This window comes from Roseovarius sp. M141 (assembly GCF_024355225.1).
GTDB lineage: Bacteria > Pseudomonadota > Alphaproteobacteria > Rhodobacterales > Rhodobacteraceae > Roseovarius.
Genome location: NZ_VCNH01000008.1, coordinates 1,243,704 through 1,267,529 on the forward strand (window position 1 = coordinate 1,243,704; position 23,826 = coordinate 1,267,529).

At 62.5% G+C, this 23,826-nt stretch carries 17 protein-coding genes, 1 tRNA gene and 1 pseudogene; 9 read left to right on the top strand and 10 right to left on the bottom strand.

Translation table 11 applies throughout. The features are described from left to right. Positions 1-107: 107 nt before the first annotated feature. Positions 108-2,414: a cache domain-containing protein gene (locus FGD77_RS10125; RefSeq protein ID WP_255009141.1), complete on the bottom strand. Its 2,307-nt coding sequence runs from the start codon at positions 2,412-2,414 to the stop codon at positions 108-110. Positions 2,415-3,041: 627 nt separating this feature from the next. Here FGD77_RS10125 and FGD77_RS10130 point away from each other — a divergent pair. Both FGD77_RS10130 and FGD77_RS10135 read left to right on the top strand, forming a co-directional pair. Further along, a pseudogene (locus tag FGD77_RS10130) lies at positions 3,042-3,836 on the top strand (NAD(P)H-hydrate dehydratase); the annotation flags it as partial. 555 nt (positions 3,837-4,391) lie between these two features. After that, positions 4,392-4,475 (top strand) — tRNA-Leu (locus tag FGD77_RS10135). Positions 4,476-4,800: 325 nt separating this feature from the next. Here FGD77_RS10135 and FGD77_RS10140 read toward each other — a convergent pair. Further along, entirely contained in the window at positions 4,801-5,964 is a 1,164-nt protein-coding gene (locus FGD77_RS10140) for an alpha-hydroxy acid oxidase (protein WP_255009143.1), read from the bottom strand. 83 nt (positions 5,965-6,047) lie between these two features. Next, positions 6,048-6,659, bottom strand: a complete 612-nt coding sequence (locus FGD77_RS10145; protein ID WP_255009144.1) for a TlpA disulfide reductase family protein — start codon at positions 6,657-6,659, stop codon at positions 6,048-6,050. Between the two features lie 22 nt (positions 6,660-6,681). Here FGD77_RS10145 and argH point away from each other — a divergent pair, with 22 nt between their 5' ends. The 4 genes from argH to FGD77_RS10165 all read left to right on the top strand — a co-directional run bounded on the left by argH (position 6,682) and on the right by FGD77_RS10165 (position 12,308). Continuing rightward, complete coding sequence (gene argH, locus FGD77_RS10150; RefSeq protein ID WP_255009145.1) at positions 6,682-8,073, top strand: argininosuccinate lyase; 1,392 nt, start codon at positions 6,682-6,684, stop codon at positions 8,071-8,073. Next, on the top strand, positions 8,070-8,249 hold the full coding sequence (locus FGD77_RS10155) for a hypothetical protein (RefSeq protein ID WP_255009146.1): 180 nt from the start codon (positions 8,070-8,072) through the stop codon (positions 8,247-8,249). The genes argH and FGD77_RS10155 overlap by 4 nt, the downstream gene beginning before the upstream one ends. 176 nt (positions 8,250-8,425) lie before the next feature. Beyond that, positions 8,426-9,691, top strand: coding sequence for a diaminopimelate decarboxylase (gene lysA / locus FGD77_RS10160; RefSeq protein ID WP_255009148.1), 1,266 nt, complete (start codon positions 8,426-8,428; stop codon positions 9,689-9,691). A gap of 31 nt (positions 9,692-9,722) precedes the next feature. Then, a complete protein-coding gene (locus FGD77_RS10165; RefSeq protein WP_255009150.1) occupies positions 9,723-12,308 on the top strand; it encodes a TIGR02302 family protein in 2,586 nt (861 codons plus the stop codon). 25 nt (positions 12,309-12,333) lie between these two features. Here the strand turns inward: FGD77_RS10165 and FGD77_RS10170 are convergent, their stop codons facing one another. After that, positions 12,334-13,182, bottom strand: coding sequence for a zinc-ribbon domain-containing protein (locus FGD77_RS10170; protein ID WP_255009152.1), 849 nt, complete (start codon positions 13,180-13,182; stop codon positions 12,334-12,336). Positions 13,183-13,342: 160 nt separating this feature from the next. Here FGD77_RS10170 and FGD77_RS10175 point away from each other — a divergent pair, with 160 nt between their 5' ends. From FGD77_RS10175 to FGD77_RS10185, 3 genes are read left to right on the top strand one after another with little or no spacing between them, the layout of a single operon-like run. Continuing rightward, a complete protein-coding gene (locus tag FGD77_RS10175; RefSeq protein WP_255009154.1) occupies positions 13,343-14,020 on the top strand; it encodes an ATP-binding cassette domain-containing protein in 678 nt (225 codons plus the stop codon). Next, positions 14,017-14,922, top strand: a complete 906-nt coding sequence (locus tag FGD77_RS10180) for an FtsX-like permease family protein (protein WP_255009158.1) — start codon at positions 14,017-14,019, stop codon at positions 14,920-14,922. Before FGD77_RS10175 ends, FGD77_RS10180 begins: the two co-directional genes overlap by 4 nt. After that, entirely contained in the window at positions 14,919-15,647 is a 729-nt protein-coding gene (locus FGD77_RS10185) for a 1-acyl-sn-glycerol-3-phosphate acyltransferase (RefSeq protein WP_255009160.1), read from the top strand. The genes FGD77_RS10180 and FGD77_RS10185 overlap by 4 nt, the downstream gene beginning before the upstream one ends. 128 nt (positions 15,648-15,775) lie before the next feature. Here the strand turns inward: FGD77_RS10185 and lpdA are convergent, their stop codons facing one another. The 6 genes from lpdA to sucD form a co-directional block, all read right to left on the bottom strand. Then, complete coding sequence (gene lpdA, locus FGD77_RS10190; protein ID WP_255009162.1) at positions 15,776-17,164, bottom strand: dihydrolipoyl dehydrogenase; 1,389 nt, start codon at positions 17,162-17,164, stop codon at positions 15,776-15,778. Positions 17,165-17,284: 120 nt separating this feature from the next. After that, complete coding sequence (locus FGD77_RS10195) at positions 17,285-17,695, bottom strand: MAPEG family protein (protein ID WP_255009164.1); 411 nt, start codon at positions 17,693-17,695, stop codon at positions 17,285-17,287. After that, entirely contained in the window at positions 17,692-18,297 is a 606-nt protein-coding gene (locus FGD77_RS10200; protein WP_255009166.1) for a hypothetical protein, read from the bottom strand. The genes FGD77_RS10195 and FGD77_RS10200 overlap by 4 nt, the downstream gene beginning before the upstream one ends. Positions 18,298-18,301: 4 nt before the next feature. After that, a complete protein-coding gene (odhB, locus tag FGD77_RS10205) occupies positions 18,302-19,843 on the bottom strand; it encodes a 2-oxoglutarate dehydrogenase complex dihydrolipoyllysine-residue succinyltransferase (protein ID WP_255009168.1) in 1,542 nt (513 codons plus the stop codon). Between the two features lie 3 nt (positions 19,844-19,846). Continuing rightward, the gene (locus tag FGD77_RS10210) at positions 19,847-22,807 is read right to left on the bottom strand and encodes a 2-oxoglutarate dehydrogenase E1 component (RefSeq protein ID WP_255009171.1); all 2,961 of its coding nucleotides are present in this window, start codon (positions 22,805-22,807) and stop codon (positions 19,847-19,849) included. Between the two features lie 126 nt (positions 22,808-22,933). Next, on the bottom strand, positions 22,934-23,815 hold the full coding sequence (gene sucD / locus FGD77_RS10215; protein ID WP_255009173.1) for a succinate--CoA ligase subunit alpha: 882 nt from the start codon (positions 23,813-23,815) through the stop codon (positions 22,934-22,936). Positions 23,816-23,826 lie beyond the last annotated feature (11 nt).

Consider the following 23,826-nt stretch of genomic DNA (forward strand, 5'->3'; position numbering starts at 1 on the left):
GAGGTGGGGGCAAGGAGCCCCCGGGTTGGGAAAATTGCCTAGCGGTTGCCCGCGCACGGCCACACAGTCGACGCTTGCCTTGATACTATGAAATGTGCCGTGCGCCATCATGCTGTCGTCGGGATCGTAAACTGGAAACGAGCGCCGAGATCGTCACTCGCTTCATACCAAATCCGTCCGCCGCCAGCTTCGATGATTGAGCGGCATATCGATAGCCCCAGACCCATGCCGGTGTTTTTGGTGGTTTCAAACTGTGCAAAAAGTCCAAGCTGTGGGTCAACTCCAGGTCCGCTATCTTCGATGCAGACCTTCACGAAATCGCCTTCGACAGACGCGCTCACGTTGATGGTCTTCTTGTTGACTCCGCTGCTTATGATGGCCTCAATCGCGTTGCGAAGCAGGTTGACAATGACCTGGGCGACCTGGACCCGGATGCCATAGACCTGTGGCAGATCATCGGCCGCGACCGAAATTCGAACATCATGCTCTGTTGCTTCTGGCAAAACCAGCAGCAGGGTCTGCCCAATCAGCTCGGTCAGATCGAACGGGGCTTTCCATTCTTCGCCTTTTCGCGCAAAACCACGCAGAGCCTTGACGATGTCTGCAGCACGGTGGGCCTGTTGATCCAGATCATTCAGGATCCGCACCAGTTCGCCTTTGTGCTCTGATCCACTGGTTGCCGTGAGAATGGCAGCATCGGCATTCTGAGTAATCGCTGTAAGAGGTTGATTCAACTCGTGGGCAAGGCCAGCAGCCATCCGGCCCAACAGCTCGCCACGCGCAAGATGCGAGAGATCCCTATTAAGCTTGTTGATCTGAGCCTCGGTAATTTTGCTTTGCGTGACGTCATCAATCGTCGCCACCGCGTGAAGCGGCTTACCGTCATTGTCGCGGATCATGATTGCGTTCACTTTAATCCAGATCGTTTCGCCGTCCTTTCGGATGCAGCGCTTTTCAATACTTGAACCGCCATTCTCCAGATTGTCACTGGTGAAGTTCGGGAAAACCATCGGATCACCGGGATGTGACAGGTCGGCTTCCGTCATTTGCAAAATCTCATTGATTGAATAGCCTACGATATCAGAAAACTTTGCATTTGCGCGCGTGAACTGGCCTGTATCCGGCGAGATCTGCACCATCCCGCGAGACGATAGATTAAATGTTTGTCCGTATTCCCGCTCCGATTTCTTTCGTTGCAGAATCTCGCTTACAAGTGTCTCGTTGGCGCGTTCAAGCTCTTTGTAGGTTTTGGGGCTTGGTGCGGATGGGGCAATCTCACCTTGTGAAATCAGCGCTGCGCGTACAGCAAATGCCCGAACTGGCTTGGTGATGTAGTTCGCGAGCATCAGCCCCACAACTCCGGTCAATATGGCGACGAGAACTGCAATCCAAATATCGCGCGTCCTATTTTCAATAATAGTACCGATGAAGTCCATCTTTGGCGCGTATACAGCAATTGTCCACGGTAGTTCAGCGCTCATGATCGGCATGATGGTCGAGACAAAATCAGCACCTTCGTAGGTGAACTCAGCGTAAGTTTCGGTGTCGACGGGCACAAACTCCATCTTGGAAGGATTCCCGAATGCCTCGCGGGCAATAGCGTCATCGACTTCATCGATGCCGGGTAACCGAAAGGTGCCGTCTGGATTTGCCGCTTTCAGTAATTCTGGTTTAGGGTGAGCAATGACGTCGCCATTTTTGTTCACGATCAGCGCCGTGCCATTTTCGCCGATCTTTAGGGTGGATAGAAAGTCGGAAATAGCACTGATCTCGATGTCGACGCCGATCACGCCCTGCACCTGACCACTGGTCCCCACGACTGGCGCGGCGATCGTTATTCCAGGCATTTGAGAGCTAAAGAATATGTAAGGGTCCGTCCAAATCATACCGTTTTGCTGCTTGGCTTCCTGATACCAAGGGCGTTCTCTCGGGTCGAAAGTATCGTTGGGATCCGTGCGACTATCCACAATCGTGAAGTCGTCCGCCCTCCAGACAAACTCCGTTCTGTGACCGTCCGCATTGCGCGTGACGATCTTGGAGCGAAATGGCGCAATTTCCTCGCTGCGCATTACGTATACAAAGTTTCCCTCCCGGTCGCCAAAATAAAGCCCGGCCAATTGCGGTGCTATCTGTAGCTGCTGAAAAAGAAGCTTCTCAAGAAGCTGCCTGTTCTCGCTGGCAACAATTCTATTTTCAGCAAGACGCGCCGCCAGTTCTGCAGCTCCTTGCGCAGGATCGAGAAAACCTTGGGAATGCACAATTGTGTTGATGCCCACGTCCCTCAGCAAGCTGCGCGCATGGTCAAGCAAGACGCGTTCTGACGATAGATAGGACGACGATACAACGACGATAATTGCGAGGAACTGAAGGCCCGCGAGGCAAAGCGCCAGCACAAGACCCAAGGACGTTTTCATATCGTCATTCCATCCCCAAAGGCTGATTGCAAGATCACCCACGCGATGGCGGCCGTGTTATTGGTCACGGACCCATTTGTGGCGTCAACTCATGGTATTTAACAGCGTCTTCGGGTGATATAGGCAATTCTACCTAACGGGCAATGCCAACAGCGAATGGCCATTTTGTTCGAATTGCAGACCTTGGCGCGCGACGCACCTAATCTCCGCAAACCTGGGAAGGAGGAAGCCGTCGGCATTGGCTGCGCAATGACCTGATGGTGCGCGACCAAAATCCAACCGGAGGTCCCCAACCGAGTTCGACAAGAAGCCTACAAATGGCGGCACTTGATCGAAGACTACTTCGGCGAACCGAAAGCAGGAGGTAGCAATGTGGTCATGCAAGACTGACCGGAGCTTCAAAGCCTTCATCATAATTGCGACGGCAAGCCTTCAAATACGGTGAACGCGCCACAAATCCCGGCATTCGTGTGTGACACATCGAGGGAGATCTAAAAAACATTGAAAATCAATGTGCTAAGATCTACTTTCCACTCAAGGTTCCCGCCGGAGGCACAGATGCTCTCAGAGCCACGCCAGATCACGATGACATCAGATGGCATCACCGCGCTGCGCAAAATGCCCGATGGCCACAAATATGACCACGGTCACCTGTTGGTGTTGTCAGGTGGCGCCGGGCAGACCGGCGCGGCGCGGCTCGCGGCGCGCGGGGCGCTGAGGATCGGCGCCGGGCTGGTCACGCTGGGCGTGCCACCTGCTGCACAGATGGAGGTGGCGATGCACATCACCGCCATCATGCTGACGCGGATCGCGGATGCGGAGGCGCTGGAGGCCGCGTTGCAGGACGCACGTATCGGGGCGCTGTGCCTCGGGCCGGGCATGGGAGTGGACAGCGCAGCGGCGCTGGCGGCATCCGCGCTGGGCGGCGCGCGTCCCACCGTGCTGGATGCAGATGCCCTGACGGCGCTGGGCAGGGATGCGGCCCTTTTCAAATTCCTGCACCCGGCTTGCGTGTTGACGCCGCACGAGGGCGAATTCGCCCGGCTCTTTCCCGATCTGGTGCGCCGCTGGGGTCCGGCAGAGGGCGGCCGCCGCGCTGATGCTGTCCGCGCGGCGGCCCGGCGGGCGGGGTGTACCGTGCTGCTCAAGGGCGCGGATACGGTGATTGCCGGGCCGGACGGCAGCTGCGCCATACATGCGGCGCGCGGCGACGCTGCGACGCCGTGGTTGGCGACGGCCGGGGCCGGGGACGTGCTGGCCGGGTTCATAGCAGGGCTGATGGCGCGCGGCCTTACGCCGATGGACGCCGCGCAGTTGGCTGTCTGCCTGCACGCAGCATGCGCGCGACATATCGGCCCCGGCCTGATCGCCGAAGATCTGCCCGAAGCGCTGCCGGCCATCATGGTCGGCTTGGGGGTCTGATCGCTGCGAAAGGCATTGGTGGAGGGAGCGCTCAGGCGGCCAGGGCCTGTGCGCGATGCGCCGTTGCCGTGGCCAACTTTGCCGCCCCAGCATGATGACCTTGCGAGACTCGAAACTTAATTCATGCGGCGTCATGGCCTGCGTCGGCATTGGAATCTGCCGAATGAGGATATGCTGAATCCTGGGCGGTAGCGCAACCGATGGCGATGCATCGACCAGGGTAACGCAATGCCGAAGCCTCCTGAGATGATGCAATCCCCCGGCCAAAGGTGCACGCCCGACATTTCACCGTCAAGCGTCCGAATGACGCTGGCGGATAGCATTTCAGCGGGCTGCGAAGGGCCATCAGGGTTTGATCGCAAGCGATGTCGCGCGTCGGGTTTCGCATGTGCGTGCTTTTATCTGCTCGTAATTTGGCGCAACACCCTCAACACTCCGTTTGGCGCCCCTTTTTTGCGGGGCGGACGCCTGGGCGACCATTTTCCCTCTCGCATCGGCACTTGTGCTGCGGTAGGAGGGGCTGGCACCGCTAGGCTGATGGCTGCGCGGAGCAGTGCGGGTGTGGCGGAACTGGTAGACGCACCAGATTTAGGTTCTGGCGCCTTTGGCGTGGGGGTTCGAGTCCCTTCACCCGCACCATTTTGATTTTATTTATTATTTTTGGGATTCTTATCAGTTCGATCCTGAGCGGAGATAGAAGTTTTGCTCTTTTCTGTTTCGTCCTTGTTTCGTTCGCGCCGCTGTTGCGCGCGCTTTGATGCACCCCTGAAATCAATTTTCCAGCAGGTCACATAGGCGCGACTGACCGGAAACTGTCGTGCATTGCGTCCACTTTCGACAGAGACCGGGACGCAAAGTGATACGGCGCGCTGCGTGTACTGGACACGCGACAGTAGATACCCGCTTCACCGTTGAATAAGGCAGGGGGCGGCGCGGTTGCGTTACACGCCGCCGTGCGATCGGCCTATTGCCAGCGGTCCGAAAAATCCTTGGGGATCATCAGGATATCACGGTCCACGCCCCGAATGTCGCGATGCCCGCAGAAGGCCATCGATACGTCCAGCTCCTTGTGGATGACGTCGAGCGCGCGGGTCACGCCAGCCTCGCCCATGGCGCCCAGCCCGTAGATATAGGCGCGCCCGATATAGGTGCCGGTCGCCCCCATCGCCAGCGCCTTCAGCACGTCCTGACCCGAGCGGATGCCGCTGTCCAGATGCACCTCGATCTTGCCGCCGACCGCGTCCATGATGGCCGGTAGTGCGCGGATCGAGCTGAGCGCGCCGTCCAGCTGCCGCCCGCCGTGGTTGGAGACCACGATGGCATCGGCGCCGACATTCAGCGCCTCCAGTGCGTCGCGCGGATCGATGATGCCCTTGATGATCAGCGGGCCGTCCCACATGCGGCGAAACTGCCGGATGCGGTCCCAGTCCAGCGAGGCATCGAACGCCTCGTTCGTCCATGAGGTCAGATCGCTGGGGCTGCTCACGCCATGCGCGTGGCCGACGATATTGCCAAAAAACCGCCGTTTCGTGCCCAGCATTCCAAGGCCCCATTGCACCTTGGTCGCCATGTTGGCGATGCTGCGCACGGTCAGCTTGGGCGGGGCCGACAGGCCGTTCTTGATGTCCTTGTGCCGCTGGCCCAGCATTTGCAGATCGACCGTGATGACCGCAGCCGAGCATTTCGCCGCCTTCGCACGGTCGAACAGGCGTTGCATGAAATCATCGTCCTTCAGCGTATAGACCTGTAGCCAAAATGGCTTTTCCGTATGCTCGGCCACATCCTCGATCGAGCAGATGGACATGGTTGACAGCGTATATGGCACGCCGAATTTTTCGGCGGCGCGGGCGGCCTTGATCTCGCCATCGGCGCATTGCATGCCAGTCAGGCCGACGGGCGCCAATGCCACGGGCATCGCCACGTCCTGCCCGATCATCTGGCTGGCGGTCGAGCGGTCGGCCATGTTGACGGCGACGCGCTGGCGCAGCAGGATGTCGTTGAAATCGCTGCTGTTGGCGCGAAAGGTCTGTTCGGTCCAGCTGCCCGATTCGGCGTAGTCGTAGAACATGCGCGGCACGCGGCGCCGATAGATGCGGTGCAGATCCTGAATGTTTGTGATGACGGGCATGAGGGCCTCCGCTGTGCAGCTACACGGCGGTTTTAGCCGTTGGGGTGCCCGGCCTGCAATGGGCCGTGCCGAAACACTGCGCGCTACTCGGCCGGCTGGATCAGGCCCGCGATCATCGCCTTGGCGCTGTCGCTGCTCCAATGGGCATCGCCCTGCATCCGGGCCACCTCGCGCCCCTCGGGGTCGATGATGACGGTGATCGGCAGGCCCAGAACGCCCATGTCGCGCGCGACTTTTTGCCCCGGATCGCGGTGGGTGGGCAGGTTGGTTACGCCGATCTCGTCAAAGAAACCCTCGATGGCGGGCACCGGGTTGCGGCCTGTGGCAAGTGTCAGCACCTCGAAGTCATCCCCGCCGAATTCGGTCTGCAATTCGGACAGCATCGGCATTTCCTTGCGGCAGGGCGCGCACCATGTCGCCCAGAAATTCAGCAGCACATATTTGCCCTCGAAATCGGCCAGCGTGGCCGTGCCGCCATCCTGGGTGGTGAAGGTCGAGGTCGACACCGCCTTGGGGGCGCTGTGAAAGGTCAGCTTCTTCATGTCGCCGTCCAGTTCGGCGGCCAGCGCGGAGTAGTCGCGTGCAGGCGCGTCGGCGCGTGCGACCTCCGAGCCGCCAAAGGCGATGGCCAAACCCACCGCGATTGCACCGAGGCCGAGGGCGGGATAAAGCAGAGCGGAACGTGACAGGCGCATTTTTCCTCCAGAGGGGCAAGGCATGGCAGACAAGACTTCGAACCAGATGTGGGGCGGCCGTTTCGCCGCCGGGCCCGATGCGATCATGGAGGCGATAAACGCCTCGATCGGGTTCGACAAGCGGATGGCGGCCCAGGACATCGCCGGATCGAAGGCCCATGCCGCCATGCTGGCAGCCACGGGCATCGTTACAGATAGTGATGCAGATGCGATGAAGGAAGGGCTGGACGGCGTTCTGGCAGAAATCGAGGGCGGCACATTCGCATTTTCCGCAGCGCTCGAAGACATCCACATGAATGTGGAGGCGCGCCTGAAAGAGGTTATCGGCGAACCTGCCGGACGTTTGCACACGGGCCGGTCGCGCAACGATCAGGTCGCGACCGATTTCAAGCTGTGGGTGCGCGATCAGCTGGACGCGACCGAGGGCGCGCTGCTGGCGCTGATGCGCGCTTTGGTCGCACAGGCCGGGGCGGGCGCCGATTGGGTCATGCCGGGATTTACCCATCTGCAAGTGGCGCAGCCGGTGACGTGGGGGCATCACATGATGGCATATGTCGAAATGTTCGCGCGTGACCTTTCTCGCGTACGTGATGCCCGCGCGCGGATGAACGAATGCCCCTTGGGTGCGGCAGCGCTGGCCGGCACGTCCTTTCCCATCGACCGTGATATGACGGCGCGGGCGCTGGGCTTTGACCGGCCCGCTGCGAATTCGCTGGACGCGGTCAGCGATCGCGATTTCGCGCTGGAGTTTCTGGGCGCGGCCAGCATTTGCGCGATGCACCTGTCGCGCATGGCAGAAGAGCTGGTGATCTGGTCCTCGGCGCAGTTTCGGTTTGTCGCGCTCAGCGACAGGTTCTCGACCGGATCATCGATCATGCCGCAGAAGAAGAACCCTGACGCAGCCGAGCTGATCCGCGCCAAGATCGGGCGGATCTTCGGCGCCAATGTCGCGCTGACGCTGGTGATGAAGGGCCTGCCGCTGGCCTATTCCAAGGATATGCAGGAAGACAAGGAGCAGGTGTTCGACGCCGCTGACAACCTGATGCTGGCGCTGGCCGCGATGGAGGGCATGGTGCGCGACATGAGCGCCAATCGTGACGTTCTGGAGGCTGCGGCCGCCACCGGGTTTTCCACCGCGACCGACCTTGCCGATTGGCTGGTGCGCGTGCTGGGCATGCCCTTTCGCGAGGCGCATCATGTGACCGGCTCGCTGGTGGCATTGGCCGAGAAGAAGGGCTGCGATCTGCCCGATCTGACGCTGGGGGACATGCAGGGCGTCCACGGCGCCATTACCGAGGATGTGTTTGGCGTGCTGGGCGTGCATAATTCGGTCGCCAGCCGGGTCAGCTATGGCGGCACGGCGCCGCAACAGGTGCGCGCGCAGGTGACGCGCTGGCAGGAGGTTCTAGCATGAGGTATTTGGTTGCTTTGGCGGCGCTGATCGCGCTGACGGCCTGCGGTGTTGATGGCGCGCCGGTCCAACCCGCGAAGGACAGCGTATTGGCCCCGGCCAGAAACGCCTCGCCCAAGCCGGAGCCGGATGAGTGGATCGGTGGCACCGTAAGCGTGCACACGGGCGCCACGCTGTGAGATATGTCTGTTCGGCATTGGCCGTCTGGGGGATCCTCCAGAGGGTGGCATATTTCCTGCGCCTGATTGCCATTCCTGCCCGTCGTTTCGCCCCGGTCAGCGTCTGCGCAAGGGGTGAGGGCAGATTTGGGTATTTTTCCCAAGAAAAAACATAAGTTCGGGTAAGGACGTATCGCGTGGATCATTTTCTGTACAAGGATGGCGTACTGCACGCCGAGGACGTGCCGGTCGCCGAGATTGCGGCAGCCGTGGGCACGCCGTTCTACGTTTATTCCACCGCCACGCTGGAGCGGCACTACAGCCTGTTCAACGAGGCGCTCGCCGGGATGGATCATCTGGTTTGCTACGCGATGAAAGCGGCCAGCAACATCGCCATTCTCAAGACGCTTGCGCGGCTGGGCGCCGGAATGGATGTGGTGTCGGGCGGCGAGTATATGCGCGCCAAGGCCGCAGGCGTGCCGGGTGAGCGGATTGTTTTTTCCGGCGTCGGCAAGACCCGCGATGAAATGCGTCTGGCGCTGGAGGGCGGCATTCGCCAGTTCAACGTCGAGAGCGAGCCCGAGATGCAGGCGCTGAGCGATGTGGCCGTCGGTCTGGGCCTGCGCGCGCCGATCACCGTGCGGGTGAACCCCGACGTGGACGCCAAGACCCATGCCAAGATCGCCACCGGCAAATCCGAGAACAAGTTCGGCATCCCGATTGCCCGCGCGCGCGCGGTCTACGCCCATGCCGCGCGCCTGCCCGGGCTGGAGGTGATCGGGATCGACGTCCATATCGGCAGCCAGCTGACCGATCTGGAGCCGTTTCGCCTGGCCTATCAGAAGGTCGCCGAGCTGACCGAAATCCTGCGCGCCGATGGCCATGACATAAGGCGGCTGGATCTGGGTGGTGGCCTTGGCATTCCCTACACGCGCGGGAACGAGGCGCCGCCGCTGCCCAGCCAGTATGGCGCGATGATCAAGGACACGCTGGGCCATCTGGAGTGCGAGATCGAGATCGAACCGGGGCGCCTGATCGTGGGCAATGCCGGCCTGATGGTGAGCGAGATCATCTATGTCAAATCGGGCGAGGGGCGCGATTTTCTGATTCTGGACGGCGCGATGAACGATCTGATCCGACCCGCCATGTATGACGCCTGGCATGATATCGTCCCGGTGGTGGAGCCCGAGCCGGGCGCCGAGCAGCGCCCCTATGACATCGTCGGCCCGGTCTGCGAAAGCGGCGACACATTTGCGCGCCAGCGCATGATGCCCAGCCTCAAGGCCGGCGATCTGGTCGCGTTCCGCAGCGCAGGCGCGTATGGCGCCGTGATGGCGAGCGAATACAACACCCGCCCGCTGATCCCCGAGGTGCTGGTCAATGGGCAGGACTTCGCCGTGATCCGGGCGCGACCGACCTTTGACGAAATGATAAATCGCGATACCATTCCAGAATGGCTCTAGCGCGCGGCAGGGCCGGTTTCCGGAGAGGTTCATGGCCCAGCGTCCCAATCAGACAAGCCCGCTGAAGGCGCGGCTGAGGCTGCCGCTGACCCTGACATGGGCGGGGTTGCTGGCCGAACGGCTGGTGCGCGCGTTCTGGCCGTTGTGGACGTTGCTGGCGGCGCTGGCGGCGGCGCTGATGTTGGGGCTGCACGATAGTGTCATGTTCGAATTGGCGGCGGGCATTTTGATCGCCGCCGCGCTGGGCGCTGCTGCGCTGCTGGTCGTCGGGTTGGCGCGATTTCGCTGGCCGCGTCGGGGCGAGGCGCTGGCGCGGTTGGATGCGGCGCTGCCGGGCCGCCCCTTGCAGGCGCTGGGTGATGCGCAGGCCATAGGGCGCGGTGATGCCGCGTCCGAGGCGCTGTGGGATGCGCACCGAACGCGGATGGAACAGGCCGCCCGCGCGGCCCGTGCACCTCGCCCCGATCTGCGCATCGCGCGGCTGGATCCGTTCGGGCTGCGCTACATCGCGCTATTGGGGTTGGTCGTGGCGCTCTTGTTCGGATCGGTCTGGCGGGTGACGTCGGCGACGCAGCTGGCGCAGGGCGGTAGTGCGTCGCTGGTAGGCGGCCCCACATGGGAGGGCTGGATCGAACCACCGGCCTATACCGGGCTGCCCAGCCTCTATCTGGCCGATCAGCAGGGCGCGCGGCTGGACGTCCCGGTCGGCAGCCACGTCACCCTGCGGTTTTACGGCGAGGTCGGCGCACTGGCGCTGGCCGAGACCGTATCGGCCCGTACCGAGGGGATTGGCGCCGCGACGGACGCCGAGCAGGGCTTTGACGTGATGCAGGATGGCACGCTGGCCATCGATGGCCCCGGCGGGCGCAAGTGGGATATCCGTGCCATTCCAGATGCGCCGCCCACTGCCACGCTGACTGCGGACGGGGCCAAGACCACCTTTGACGGCCAGATGAGTCAGCCTTTCTCGGCGCAGGACGATTATGGCGTGACGGGGGGGACCGCGACGTTCCGCCTTGTGCTGGAGGACGTCGACCGCCGTTATGGGCTGACGCCCGAACCCGAACCGCGCGATCCCATCGTGTTGGACCTGCCGATGCCGATCACCGGGAACCGCGCCGATTTTACCGAAACGCTGGTCGACAACCTGACGCAGCATCCATGGGCGCATATGCCGGTGACTGTGACGCTCGACGTGCGCGATGCGGCGGATCAGACTGGCACCAGTGCGCCCTTGGCGATGGATCTGCCGGCGCGCCGGTTCTTTGATCCGATGGCTGCTGCGGTGATCGAGCAGCGGCGCGATCTGCTGTGGACCGCCGCAAATGCGCCGCGCGTCGCGCAGGTCTTGCGCGCGATTACTTATCAGCCGGGCGAGGGGCTGTTTCGCGACATGGCCGATTACCTGAAGCTGCGCACGATTCTGCGGCGGCTGGAGGCGGCGACCGAAAATGACACCATCCCCGGCGATACGCGGGACACGCTTGCGCAGGCGCTGTGGGATCTGGCCGTAGCGCTGGAGGATGGCGATATCGCCGATGCGCTGGAACGGATGCGCGAGGCGCAGGAACGGCTGAGCGAGGCGATGCGCAACGGCGCCAGCGAAGATGAAGTCGCGCGCCTGATGCAGGAATTACGCGATGCCACCGATGATTACCTGCGCCAGAAAACCCAGCAGGCCCAGCGGGAGGACGGCGCCGATCAGCCCGATCCGGGCGATCAGAACAGCGCCACGCTGAGCCAGCAGGATTTGCAGGACATGATGGATCGCATCGAGGATCTGATGCGCCAGGGCCGGATGGCCGAGGCCGAAGAGGCGTTGCGCCAGTTTCAGGAGATGATGGAAAACCTGCGCGTCACCGAAGGGCAGGGCGGCGACGGCGAGGGTAGCCCCGGCGGTCAGGCGATGGAGGGGCTGGCCGACACGCTGCGCCAGCAGCAGGGGCTGTCGGATCAGGCGTTTCGTGACTTGCAGGAGCAGTTCAACCCCGGCTCCGGCGCTGGCGAAAGTCAGGGCAATGAGGGCCGCAGTGGCGGTCAAGGGCGCGGCCAGAGCCGTGAGGGACAGAGCGACGAAGACCCGAGCGGCAGCGGTGAAGGCGCTCAACCCGGCGAAGATGGCCAGCCAGAGGGGTTGGCCGACCGCCAGCAGGCCCTGCGTCAGGAATTGGAGCGCCAGCGCGGCACCCTACCGGGCAGCGGCGCGGCAGCAGATAGCGCGCGCGAGGCGCTGGACCGCGCTGGCGACGCGATGGACGGTGCCGAAGATGCGCTGCGCAGCGGCGACATGGCGGGCGCGATCGACCGACAGGCCGAGGCGATGGATGCGCTGCGCGACGGTATGCGCGATCTGGGCAGGGCGATGGCCGAGGAAAACAGCACCCGGCAGGGCGGGCAGGGGCAGGCAGGCGGCGCCACTGGCGCTCAGCAGTCCGATCCGCTGGGGCGCCTTGCCGGGCAGGGCGACCGCGCCGGAACCGAGGGCGATCTGCTACAGGGCGAGGATGTCTATCGCCGCGCGCGCGAGTTGCTGGACGAATTGCGCCGCCGTTCGGGCGAGGGCGCCCGCCCGCAGGTCGAGCGTGATTATCTGCGGCGCCTACTGGACCTGTTCTGACGCGACCTGCGCCGCCTTGCGCGCCTCAGTCAGGCGCGCTGTCGCCGGTCGGCGCAGGGGCGGTGGATGCCATGCCGTCCAGCCACAGCATCAGCGCCGCAATCTGTCCGTCCAGCCATTGGCGCAGCCCGTCGATCCAATTGACATAATCGCCCAGTACACCGCGTAGCGCAGGCAGCATATCCGCCAGTTGCGGCGCAAAGACATAGATCAGCAGCGCGGCGACTGCGATCAGCACGGCCGCCAGAAACCCGCGCCGGAACCTGGTACGCCCGTCCGGCGCTGGCAAAGCGTAGGCGCGATGATCCGCCTCTGCCCTATCGCCGCCGGGCGCAAGGGACGAGTTGATCTCTTCTATATCGGGGAAAAGGCTGCGGCGCGATGTCGGGTCAATGTCCTGCGGCGCGGGGTCGCGGGTTTTGGGTAGACTGCTGTCCTCGCCGCGCAGACTGGCCACGCGCGCGCGCACCTCGCTGCGGCGATCCTCGTCGCTGGTCTCTTCCAGCCCCAGGTCGGGCTGCGTTTCCAGCCCGCCCTGCGCGGCGGCGCGGGCGCGTTTTTCGCGCTGGGCCTCTTCGCGCAGAACGCTGGCGACGGCGGGATCAATCTCGCGCCTGCCGGGCCGCGCGGTCGGGTCTGTCGGGCCGGATGTCTGTTCGGGCGTGTCGACAGGTGCACCGGATGGCGGCGCGTCTGACGCTGGCTGCGCTGCTTTTTGCGCGGTACCGACATCATCCCCCGGCGCGGGCTCATCGCCATGGGCCTGAAACCACGTATTGCTGCAATTGGAGCATTGAACGTCGCGCCCCGTCTGCGGGATCACATCGCCGGGCACTTCGTATTGCGCCCCGCAATTCGGGCAAGTCAGCCTCATAGTCGCACCTGTTCCTATCCCCTTGGGCGGGGTTCGTCCTGATTGCGATCACCCTAGGGCTTAAAGGGATGGCGGAAAAGAGCAAAGGATTTGCGCCCCGCGATTGCAACGCACCAGACAGTGGGGCATTTAGGGATCAAACGGGCATAAGGGGCGTCTGGTGATCGATCTGGAAAATGTGGCCTATTCCTACGGGGGCGGCGAGTTGCTCAGCGATATTTCGCTGCAGCTGTCGCCGGGGTCGTTTCATTTCCTGACCGGGCCGTCTGGCGCGGGCAAGACAACGTTGCTGAAGCTGCTATACGGTGCGCTGGTGCCCACCGCCGGACATGTGCGGGTGTTCGATGCCGATATGCGCGCGCTGACCCGCGATGACATCGCGCTGGTGCGGCGGCGGGTCGGGGTCGTACATCAGGATTGCCAGTTTCTGAACCATCTTACCGTGGCCGAAAACATCGCCCTGCCGCTGTTGGTGTCGGACCGTGACATGCTGGTCGAGGATGCGAACCTGCGCGAGCTGATCGGATGGGTCGGCCTGACGCAGCGCGCGAATGCCCGCCCACCCGAGCTGTCGGGCGGCGAGCGGCAGCGCGCCGCACTTGCGCGCGCGATCATCATGTCGCCCGATGTGATCCTGGCGGATGAACCTACCGGCAATGTCGATTGGGAAATGTCACAGCGCCTGATGCGCCTCTTGTTCGAACTGAACCGCATGGGCAAGACGGTCGTGATCGCCACCCACGATCTGGCCCTGATCCGCGCGGCCAAAACTCAGGTTCAGGCCCGCGTGCTGCGTATTTCCAACCGGCGGCTACAATTGGCGGGGGTAGATCTGTGAAGCTGGATCTGGACCCGTTGCGCAGCTTTCTGGCCGGGAATCCCGGCGCTGATCGTGTGGTGCCGCCGACGGGATTCACCGCATGGCTTACCCTGTTCGCGGCCGGCGCGATGGCGTTTCTGGCGGTCTTTGCACTGGCGTTATCGCTGGCGACCGGACGGCTGGCCGATCGCTGGGGAGACGCGCTGGCGCGCAGCTCGACCTTGCGGATATCGGCGCCCGAGGGGCAGATGGTCGCGCAGACCGAGGCGGCGCTGAAGGTGCTGCAAACGACGCCCGGCATCACCACCGCCCGCGCGCTGGACGGCGATGAGCAGCGCGCATTGCTGGAGCCGTGGTTCGGCCCCGACCTGCCGATTGACAGCCTGCCGATCCCCCAACTGATCGAGATTATCGAGAGCGGCGATGGCTACGATTCTGCCGGGCTGCGCCTGCGCCTCGCTGCCGAGGTGCCCGGCGCGGTGCTGGATGATCACACCCGCTGGCGCGAACCACTGGTGCGCGCAGCCTCGCGCCTGCGCCTGCTGGGCTGGCTGTCGCTGCTGCTGATTGCCGGCACGGTGGCGGCCATGATCACGCTGGCAGCCAATGCGTCGCTGGCGGCCAATGCGCAGGTTATCGGCGTGCTGCGCCTTGTCGGTGCGCGCGATGACTATATCGCGCAGGCCTTTGTGCGGCGGTTCACCCTGCGCGGTCTGAGCGGCGCGGCGGTGGGCATGGTGCTGGGCTGCCTCGCCGTTCTGCTGCTGCCAAGCACCGAGGTGGGGGGCGGCTTTTTGACCGGGCTGGGCTTTCACGGCTGGCACTGGATCCTGCCGCTGATGATCCCGCTGCTGTCAGGCGGCGTCGCCTATTTCGCCACGCGCGCGGCGGCGCAGCGCACCTTGGGGAACATGCCATGAAGATGGCAGTTCAATGGGTCCGGTCGCTGTTGTTCATCGTGCAGATGTATCTGGCGATGGCGGTGATGGGCATCGTGTTCCTGCCCTTTGCACTGTTCAGCGCCAAGGCTGCGCGCGCCGCAAGCAAGGTGTTCTGCGCATGGGTCCGGTGGAGCGCGGCCTGGATGGTGGGGCTGCGTACTGAAATCCGCGGCACGCCGCCTGTGGGCGCGGTGATGATCGCGGCCAAGCATCAATCGTTTCTCGACATCATCCTGATCTTTGGCGCTGTTCCGGCGGGCAAGTTCATCATGAAGCGCGAGCTGCTGTGGACGCCCGTTCTGGGCCAATACGCCCTGCGCATGGGCTGTATCCCCGTCGATCGGGGCAAGAGGGGCGCAGCGATCAAAAAGATGGTGGGCGATGTCGCGCGCGGTGCGCAGCATCCCGGCCAGCTGATCATCTATCCGCAAGGCACCCGCGTGGCGCCGGGCGTAGAGGCGCCGTACAAGATAGGCACCGGGGCGATCTATGCGGCGCTGGGGCAGGATTGCGTGCCGGTGGCAACTAATGTCGGTGTTTTCTGGCCGCGCCACAGTATTCTGCGCAAACCCGGTCTGGCGGTGGTCGAATTCCTGCCCGTCATCGAGTCCGGCCTGAGACGGGCCGAGTTCATGGCCCGGATGGAGCGCGATGTCGAGCGCGCGTCAGATGCGCTGATGCAGGAGGCCGGGTTTCCGCAATGACGGGATATGTCGGGGGGCTCGCGATTGATGCGGTAAAATATGACGCCGAGCTGGCGATCCGCAAACAACATCCGAATTGGTAGCCGCCTGCCGGGCAGCGCGCCGCCCGGCAGGGATATTGTGCGTCCTCAGGCGTGAATGGCCCCGTCGCCGCAGGCAAGCGCCGCCTCGCGCACGGCCTCGGAGTAGGTCGGATGCGCGTGGCAGGTCAGCGCCAGATCCTGCGCAGACGCGCCGAATTCCATCGCGACGCAGACCTCGTGAATCAGATCACCCGCTGAGGGGCCAATGATATGGCAGCCCAGAATACGGTCGGTTTCCTTGTCGGCGAGGATTTTCACAAAACCATCGGCGGCGAAATTCGCCTTGGCGCGGCCATTGCCCATGAAGCTGAACTTGCCCACCTTGTAGTTCCGCCCGGCCTCTTTCAGGGCGTCCTCGGTCGCGCCGACGCTCGCCACTTCGGGGTGGGTATAGATCACGCCGGGGATAACGCCGTAATTGACATGCCCATGCTTGCCCGCCAGAACCTCGGCGCAGGCCATGCCCTCGTCCTCGGCCTTGTGGGCCAGCATGGGGCCGTCGATGGCGTCGCCGATGGCGTAGATGCCCTTGACGTTGGTTTGCCAGTGGTCGTCCGTCTTGATCTGGCCGCGATCAGAGATCTCGACACCCAGATCGGTTAGCCCCAGCCCATCGGTATAGGGGCTGCGGCCGGTTGCGAGAAGGACGATCTCGGCCTCGATCTCGGCCTCGGTTTCCTTTTTGCGCAGGATGTATTTCACCGTCGCCTTGCCATTCTTGACTTCGCAGGACTGCACGGCGGCGCCCATCACGAATTTCAGGCCCTGCTTTTTCAGGATTCGCTGGAAGGTCTTTTGCACCTCGGCGTCCATGCCCGGTGTGATTGCGTCAAGATATTCGACAACCGTCACTTCAGCGCCGAGCCGGGCATAGACGCTGCCCATTTCCAGCCCGATGACGCCTGCGCCGATCACGACCATTCTCTTGGGGATTTTGCCCAATGTCAGCGCGCCGGTCGAGGACACGACGGTTTCCTCGTCCACCTCGACGCCCTTGAGGTCGGACGGAACGGACCCCGATGCGATGATGATGTTTTTCGCTTCATGCGTGTCGTCGCCGACCTGTACCTTGCCTGCTTCGGGGATGGAGGCCCAACCCTTGATCCAGTCTATCTTGTTTTTCTTGAACAGGAATTCGATCCCCTTGGTGTTGGTGTCGATCGTGTCCTGCTTGTAGGCCTGCATCTGTTTCCAGTCGACCGAAGGCGACTTGCCCTTGAGGCCCATCGCGGCAAAGTTATGCTCGGCCTCGTGCAGCATATGCGAGGCATGCAACAGCGCCTTGGACGGGATGCAGCCGACATTCAGGCAGGTGCCGCCCAGCGTCTCGCGCCCTTCGACGCAGGCGGTTTTCAGGCCCAGCTGCGCGCAGCGGATGGCGGCGACATACCCGCCGGGGCCGGAGCCGATAATGATGACATCATAACTGGCCATTGGTGTGTTTCCTTTGGGTCAGGTGCGGTTGGGGCCAAGCAGACAGGGAAATGCCCGGAGCGTCAACCGGAGTGGTATTTGCATGTGTCCCGATGTGAGTATTTTTGGAACATTGAAAGGTCAGAAGAGGGCCGCCAGCAGCATGAGCGTGGTGGCGCCGAAACCGACGGCCCAGATGAGGGAACGCCATGGTGTGAGGCCGAAATAATAGGCCGGGACATAGGCGATGCGCGCGGCGAGGTAGATGTATGCACATGCGGCGGTGAGCGCGGTGGATTGGCCCGAGATCGTGACGACGGTGCAGGCGATGGTGAAGAGGATCAGGCCCTCAAAGTGGTTGCTCAGGGCGCGGGCAAGGCGGGCGGTGCCATGGCTGAGTTGGGATTCTATCGGGCCGCCGATCTGGTCCGGGTCGCGGGCTGACATCGTCTTGGCCGGGCCGAGTTCGAGATTGGCGGGGATCGCCATGAGGGCGAATTGGACCACTTGGAGGAGGGCGGCGAGGGTGAGGGCGATGAGTTCGGGGGTCATGGTTTTTTGGCATCCTCTGCGTCTAATTCGAACATTTCGTCGATGCGCTTCAACGAAATTTGCACAGAGCGCTTTATCCACTCCCCAATAAGAAGGCCCACCGCCGCGCCAAGGATTTGAGTCGAAAGATTTGAAAATTTTATAGAAGGTTCAGTGCTGATTTTAGTAGCTCCGAACGAAGACGAAAAACTGTAGATGAGGTGTAATGCTGAAACTGAGAAACAGAAGAAAACTAGTCCTCGAATACCCTTCGCCAGCTCAGCCTGCGCCTGAGTGTCTCGATACACTTCGATCAAGAGTGAATTCTGCGACGAACCTACATGTTTTGCTCGCTCAAGGTTTTTGACTTCACCCACGATTTCAGAGTCAAAGAAGATTTGCCCGAATGGAACGATTAAGGTACCCAGCAAGGAGCTGCCTAAGAAAAAAGCTATCAGACCCATTGCGAAAGGTGCGGTCACTTGATCGATCTCGACACTCACCCGATCAAAATTCAAAAACGGAAGCGCACCCATAAATCCAAGAAAGTATAGGGCCAAGGCTCCAATCAAAAAACGGTTGAAATCTCTGGACCAGCTTCTTGATGCCTCAAGGAGGAACATTTCTTCACAAGTCCATCAACAACCGTCGCGGATCCTCCAGCGCCTCTTTCACCCGCACGAGGAACGTCACCGCCCCTTTCCCGTCCACGATCCGGTGGTCGTAGCTAAGCGCAAGATACATCATCGGGCGGATCTTGACCTCGCCCTTGATCGCCATGGGGCGGTCCTGGATCTTGTGCATGCCGAGGATGCCCGATTGTGGCGGGTTCAGGATGGGTGAGGACAGCAGCGAGCCGTAGACGCCGCCGTTGGAGATGGTGAAGGTGCCGCCCTGCATTTCGTCCATTGTCAGCTTGCCGTCGCGCGCCTTGGCGCCCTTTTCGGCGATGGCCTTTTCGATCTGCGCAAAGCTCATCGCGTCCACGTCGCGGATCACCGGCACGACGAGGCCCGTCGGGGTGCCCGCGGCGATGCCCATATGCACGAATTTCTTGTAGACGATGTCGGTGCCGTCGATCTCGGCGTTGACCTCGGGCACCTCGTTCAGGGCATGCACGCAGGCCTTGGTGAAGAAGGACATGAAGCCCAGTTTCACGCCGTGTTTCTTTTGAAACGCCTCTTTGTATTCGCTGCGCAGGGCCATCACCTCGGTCATGTCGACCTCGTTATAGGTGGTCAGCATGGCGGCGGTGTTCTGGCTGTCCTTGAGGCGGCGGGCGATGGTCTGGCGCAGGCGGGTCATCTTGACCCGTTCCTCGCGGTCGGCGTCATCGGCAGAGGAGGCGGCGCGCGGGGTCGGCGCTGGGGCAGGGGCGCTGCTTTGGGCGGGTTTGGCACTGCCGCCTTGGGCGGCTTTGGCCACGTCTTCCTTCATGATGCGGCCATCCTTGCCAGTGCCCGTCACCTGATCGGGAGAGAGGCCCGCCTCGGCCATGGCCTTCTTGGCGGAGGGGGCCGCCTCGACATCCTTGCCCGGCTTGGACGCGGTTTCGCCTGCGTCTTTGCCCTCGCTTTCACCTGATGGGAGCGCGGACGGCTCGACCGACCCATCGGCAGATCCGCTTAGCACCGCCAGCTTGCCGCCGGCCTGCACGGTGTCGCCCTCGTTTGCGAGGATTTCGGACAGTATGCCGCCGGCGGGGGCGGGCACCTCGACCGAGACCTTGTCGGTCTCCAACTCGCAGAGCATCTCATCCTGGGAGACGCTGTCGCCGGGTTTCTTGAACCATGTGCTGACGGTGGCCTCGCTGACGGATTCGCCCAAGGTGGGGACCATCACGTCGATAGAGGCAGGGTCCTTGTCCGAAGATTTCTCGGCAGGTTTCTCAGCGGGCTTTTCGGACGGTTTGGCGGCGGGTTTCTCGCCCGAACCTTCCTGAATCGTGGCCAGAAGGGCGTCAACGCCCACCGTCTCGCCCTCGGCGGCGACGATGTCGCCCATCGTGCCGGCGGCGGGGCTGGGAACCTCGACGGTGACCTTGTCCGTCTCGAGCTCGCACAGCATTTCGTCGGCTTCGACCTTGTCGCCGGGTTTTTTGAACCATGTGGCGACGGTGGCTTCGCTGACGGATTCGCCCAGCGTGGGAACGCGTACTTCGGTGCTCATGGCTTAGTTTCCTTTGATCGTCAGCGCGTCGTCAATCAGCGCTTTTTGTTGTGCTTTGTGCTGGCTGGCAAGACCGGTGGCGGGTGATGCCGCAGCGGCGCGGCCCGCGTATTCGGGGCGCTTTTGTCGGGCGTTGATGCGGGTCAGGACCCATTCGATGTTCGGTTCGATGAACGACCAGGCGCCCTGGTTTTTCGGCTCTTCCTGGCACCAGACCATCTCGGCCTGCTTGAATCGCTCCAGTTCCTTGACCGACGATTGCGCAGGGAAGGGATAGAATTGCTCGTACCGCATGAGATAGACGTCATTGATGCCACGCTTGTCGCGTTCCTCCAGCAGATCAAAGTAGACCTTGCCCGAGCACATGACCACGCGCTTGATCTGATCATCCGCGACCAGTTCAGTATCGGAACTCCCGTATTGCGCGTCATCCCATAGCACCCTGTGAAAGCTGGATCCAATGGTGAAATCCTCGGCCTTGGACACGGCCAGCTTGTGGCGCAGGAGCGATTTCGGCGTCATCAGGATCAGCGGTTTGCGGTAGGTCCGGTGCAGCTGGCGGCGCAGAATGTGGAAATAGTTCGCCGGGGTCGTGCAGTTGGCGATGATCCAGTTGTCCTGCCCGCACATGGTCAGGAACCGCTCCAGCCGTGCGGATGAGTGTTCCGGCCCTTGCCCCTCGTAGCCATGCGGCAGAAGGCAGACAAGGCCGGACATGCGCAGCCACTTGCTTTCGCCCGAGGAGATGAACTGATCGAACATGATCTGCGCGCCGTTGGCGAAATCGCCGAACTGCGCCTCCCACAGGGTCAGCGCGTTGGGTTCGGACAGCGTATAGCCATATTCGAACCCCAGCACCGCATATTCGGACAGCATCGAATCGATGACCTCGTAGCGGGCCTGCCCTTCGCGGATGTTGTTGAGGGGGTAATACCGTTCCTCGTCGTCTTGATTGATGAGGGCGGAGTGTCGCTGGCTGAACGTGCCGCGCGCGCTGTCCTGACCAGACAGGCGCACCGGGAAGCCCTCGGTCAGAAGCGAGCCGAAGGCCAGCGCCTCGCCCGTGGCCCAGTCAAAGCCGGTGCCGGTTTCGAACATCTTCGCCTTGGCGTCCAGAATACGCTGCACCGTCTTGTGGATCGGAAAGCCGTCCGGCGCGCGACATAGCGCCGTGCCGATCTGTTGGAACGTTTCTTCCCTGATGGCGGTCTGGCCGCGCTGGTAATCCTCCAGCTTGCGGTCCAAATGCGCCCATTTGCCGTCCAGCCAATCGGCTTTGTTTGGCTTGTAGTTGGTTCCGGCCTCGAATTCATCGGCAAGGTAGGACTGAAAGGCCTGCTTCATATCCTCGATCTCGCCCTCGGGGATAAGCCCGTCCTTGACCAGACGTTCGGTGTATAGGGTCAGGGTGGTTTTTTGCTGCTTGATCTTCTTGTACATCACCGGGTTGGTGAACATGGGCTCGTCGCCCTCGTTATGACCGAAGCGGCGATAGCAGATGATGTCCAGCACCACATCCTTGTGGAATTTCTGGCGGTACTCCGTCGCCACGCGGGCGGCGTGCACCACGGCCTCGGGATCGTCGCCGTTGACGTGGAAGATCGGCGCCTCGACCATCAGCGCGATGTCGGTGGGGTAGGGGCTGGAGCGGCTGAAATGCGGCGCGGTGGTAAAACCGATCTGGTTGTTCACCACGATGTGCATCGTGCCGCCCGTCTTGTGCCCTTTCAGACCCGACAGGCCAAAGCATTCGGCAACCACACCCTGACCGGCAAAGGCCGCATCGCCGTGCAGCAGGATCGGCAACACCTTGGTGCGGTCGGCGTCGTTGGACTGGTCCTGCTTGGCGCGGACCTTGCCCAGAACGACGGGGTTCACCGCCTCCAGATGGCTGGGGTTCGCGGTCAGCGACAGATGGACCTCGTTGCCGTCAAATTCGCGGTCGGAACTGGCGCCGAGGTGATATTTCACGTCGCCCGAGCCGTCCACGTCCTCGGGCTTGAAACTGCCGCCCTGAAATTCGTTGAAGATGGCGCGATAGGGCTTGCCCATCACGTTGGCCAGCACCGACAGGCGGCCCCGGTGGGGCATGCCGATGACGATTTCCTCAACACCCAGAGAGCCGCCCCGCTTGATGATCTGCTCCATCGCCGGGATCAGCGATTCGCCACCATCTAGGCCAAAGCGTTTGGTGCCCATGTATTTGACGTGCAGGTATTTCTCAAAGCCTTCGGCCTCGACCATCTTGTTCAGGATCGCCTTGCGGCCTTCGCGGGTGAAGGTGATTTCCTTGTCATACCCCTCGATCCGTTCCTTCAGCCAGCCGGCCTGCTCTGGGTCCGAGATATGCATGTATTGCAGTGCAAACGTGCCGCAATAGGTGCGCATGACGATGGCCAGAATCTCGCGGATGGTGGCGATTTGCAGGCCCAGCACATTGTCGATGAAGATCGGGCGCTTCATGTCATCGCTGGTAAAGCCGTAGCTTTTCGGGTCCAGCTCGGGGCGGAAGGGCTGCTCGCGCAGGCCCAGCGGGTCGAGATCGGCGATCAGATGGCCGCGGATTCGATAGGCGCGGATCAGCATCAGCGCGCGGACCGAATCCAGCACAGCGCGCTGGATCGCCTCGTCTTTGACCTCGATCCCCTTTTCACGCGCCTTTTCGGTCAGCTTCTTGCCGACTTCCGCTGCCTCCGGCTCGGTCGGGTATTGGCCCGTCAGCGCGGCGGTCAGATCGTCCTGCGGCATGGGCGGCCAATCGGCGCGCGCCCATGACGGGCCTGCGGCCTCGGCTGTGACGTCGGCGCCATCGTCGCCCATCTGGTCAAAAAACGTCTGCCACGCCTCGTCGACTGCGTTCGGATCGTTCGCATAGCGCGCATACAGCTGTTCCAGATATTCCGCATTGTGCCCCTGCATGAAGCTGGAGGCGTGGAACTGGTCATTCGTGGATTGGTCGGTCATTGGATTACCTCAGGCGAAGTGGGGCAAGATACTGAAACGCGGGCCAAGGTCGGCGGCTGTCGGCCTTGGCCCGGTAGGGACGGGCTGTCGCCCGCCCAGGGGATATGCGCGGGGGGCCGCAATGTTTTACCCAATCGCCTCAAGCACGGCCTCGCCCAGACCTGCCGGGCTTTCGGCGACGACGATGCCGGCGCTGCGCATCGCCTCGATCTTGTCATCCGCGCCGCCCTTGCCACCGGCGACGATGGCGCCCGCGTGGCCCATGCGGCGGCCCGGAGGGGCGGTGCGCCCGGCGATGAAGCCTGCGGTCGGCTTCCAGCGGCCCGCCTTCTTCTCGTCGGCGAGGAACTGAGCGGCCTCTTCCTCGGCGCTGCCGCCGATTTCGCCGATCATGATGATCGACTGCGTTTCGTCATCGGCCAGGAACCATTCCAGCACGTCGATATGTTCGGTCCCCTTGATCGGGTCGCCGCCGATGCCGACGCAGGTGGACTGGCCAAGGCCGACGTCCGACGTCTGCTTGACCGCCTCGTAGGTCAATGTGCCCGAGCGGCTGACGACACCGCAGGATCCGCGCTGGTGAATGTGGCCGGGCATGATGCCGATCTTGCAGGCATCCGGGGTGATGACGCCGGGACAGTTCGGCCCGATCAGCGTGGATTTCGACCCTTGCAGCGCGCGCTGCACGCGCATCATGTCCAGCACCGGGATACCCTCGGTGATGCACACGATCAGCTCCATCTCGGCGTCGATCGCCTCGAGGATTGAATCGGCGGCAAAGGGGGGCGGGACATAGATCACCGACGCATTCGCCTGCGTCTCGTGCCGCGCCTCATGCACCGAGTTGTAGACCGGCAGGTCCAGATGCGTCTGCCCGCCCTTGCCGGGGGTCACGCCGCCGACCATTTTCGTGCCGTAGGCGATGGCCTGTTCGGTGTGGAACGTTCCCTGCGAGCCGGTGAGGCCTTGGCAGATGACGCGGGTGTTTTCGTCTACGAGGATTGCCATTGGTGGCTCCT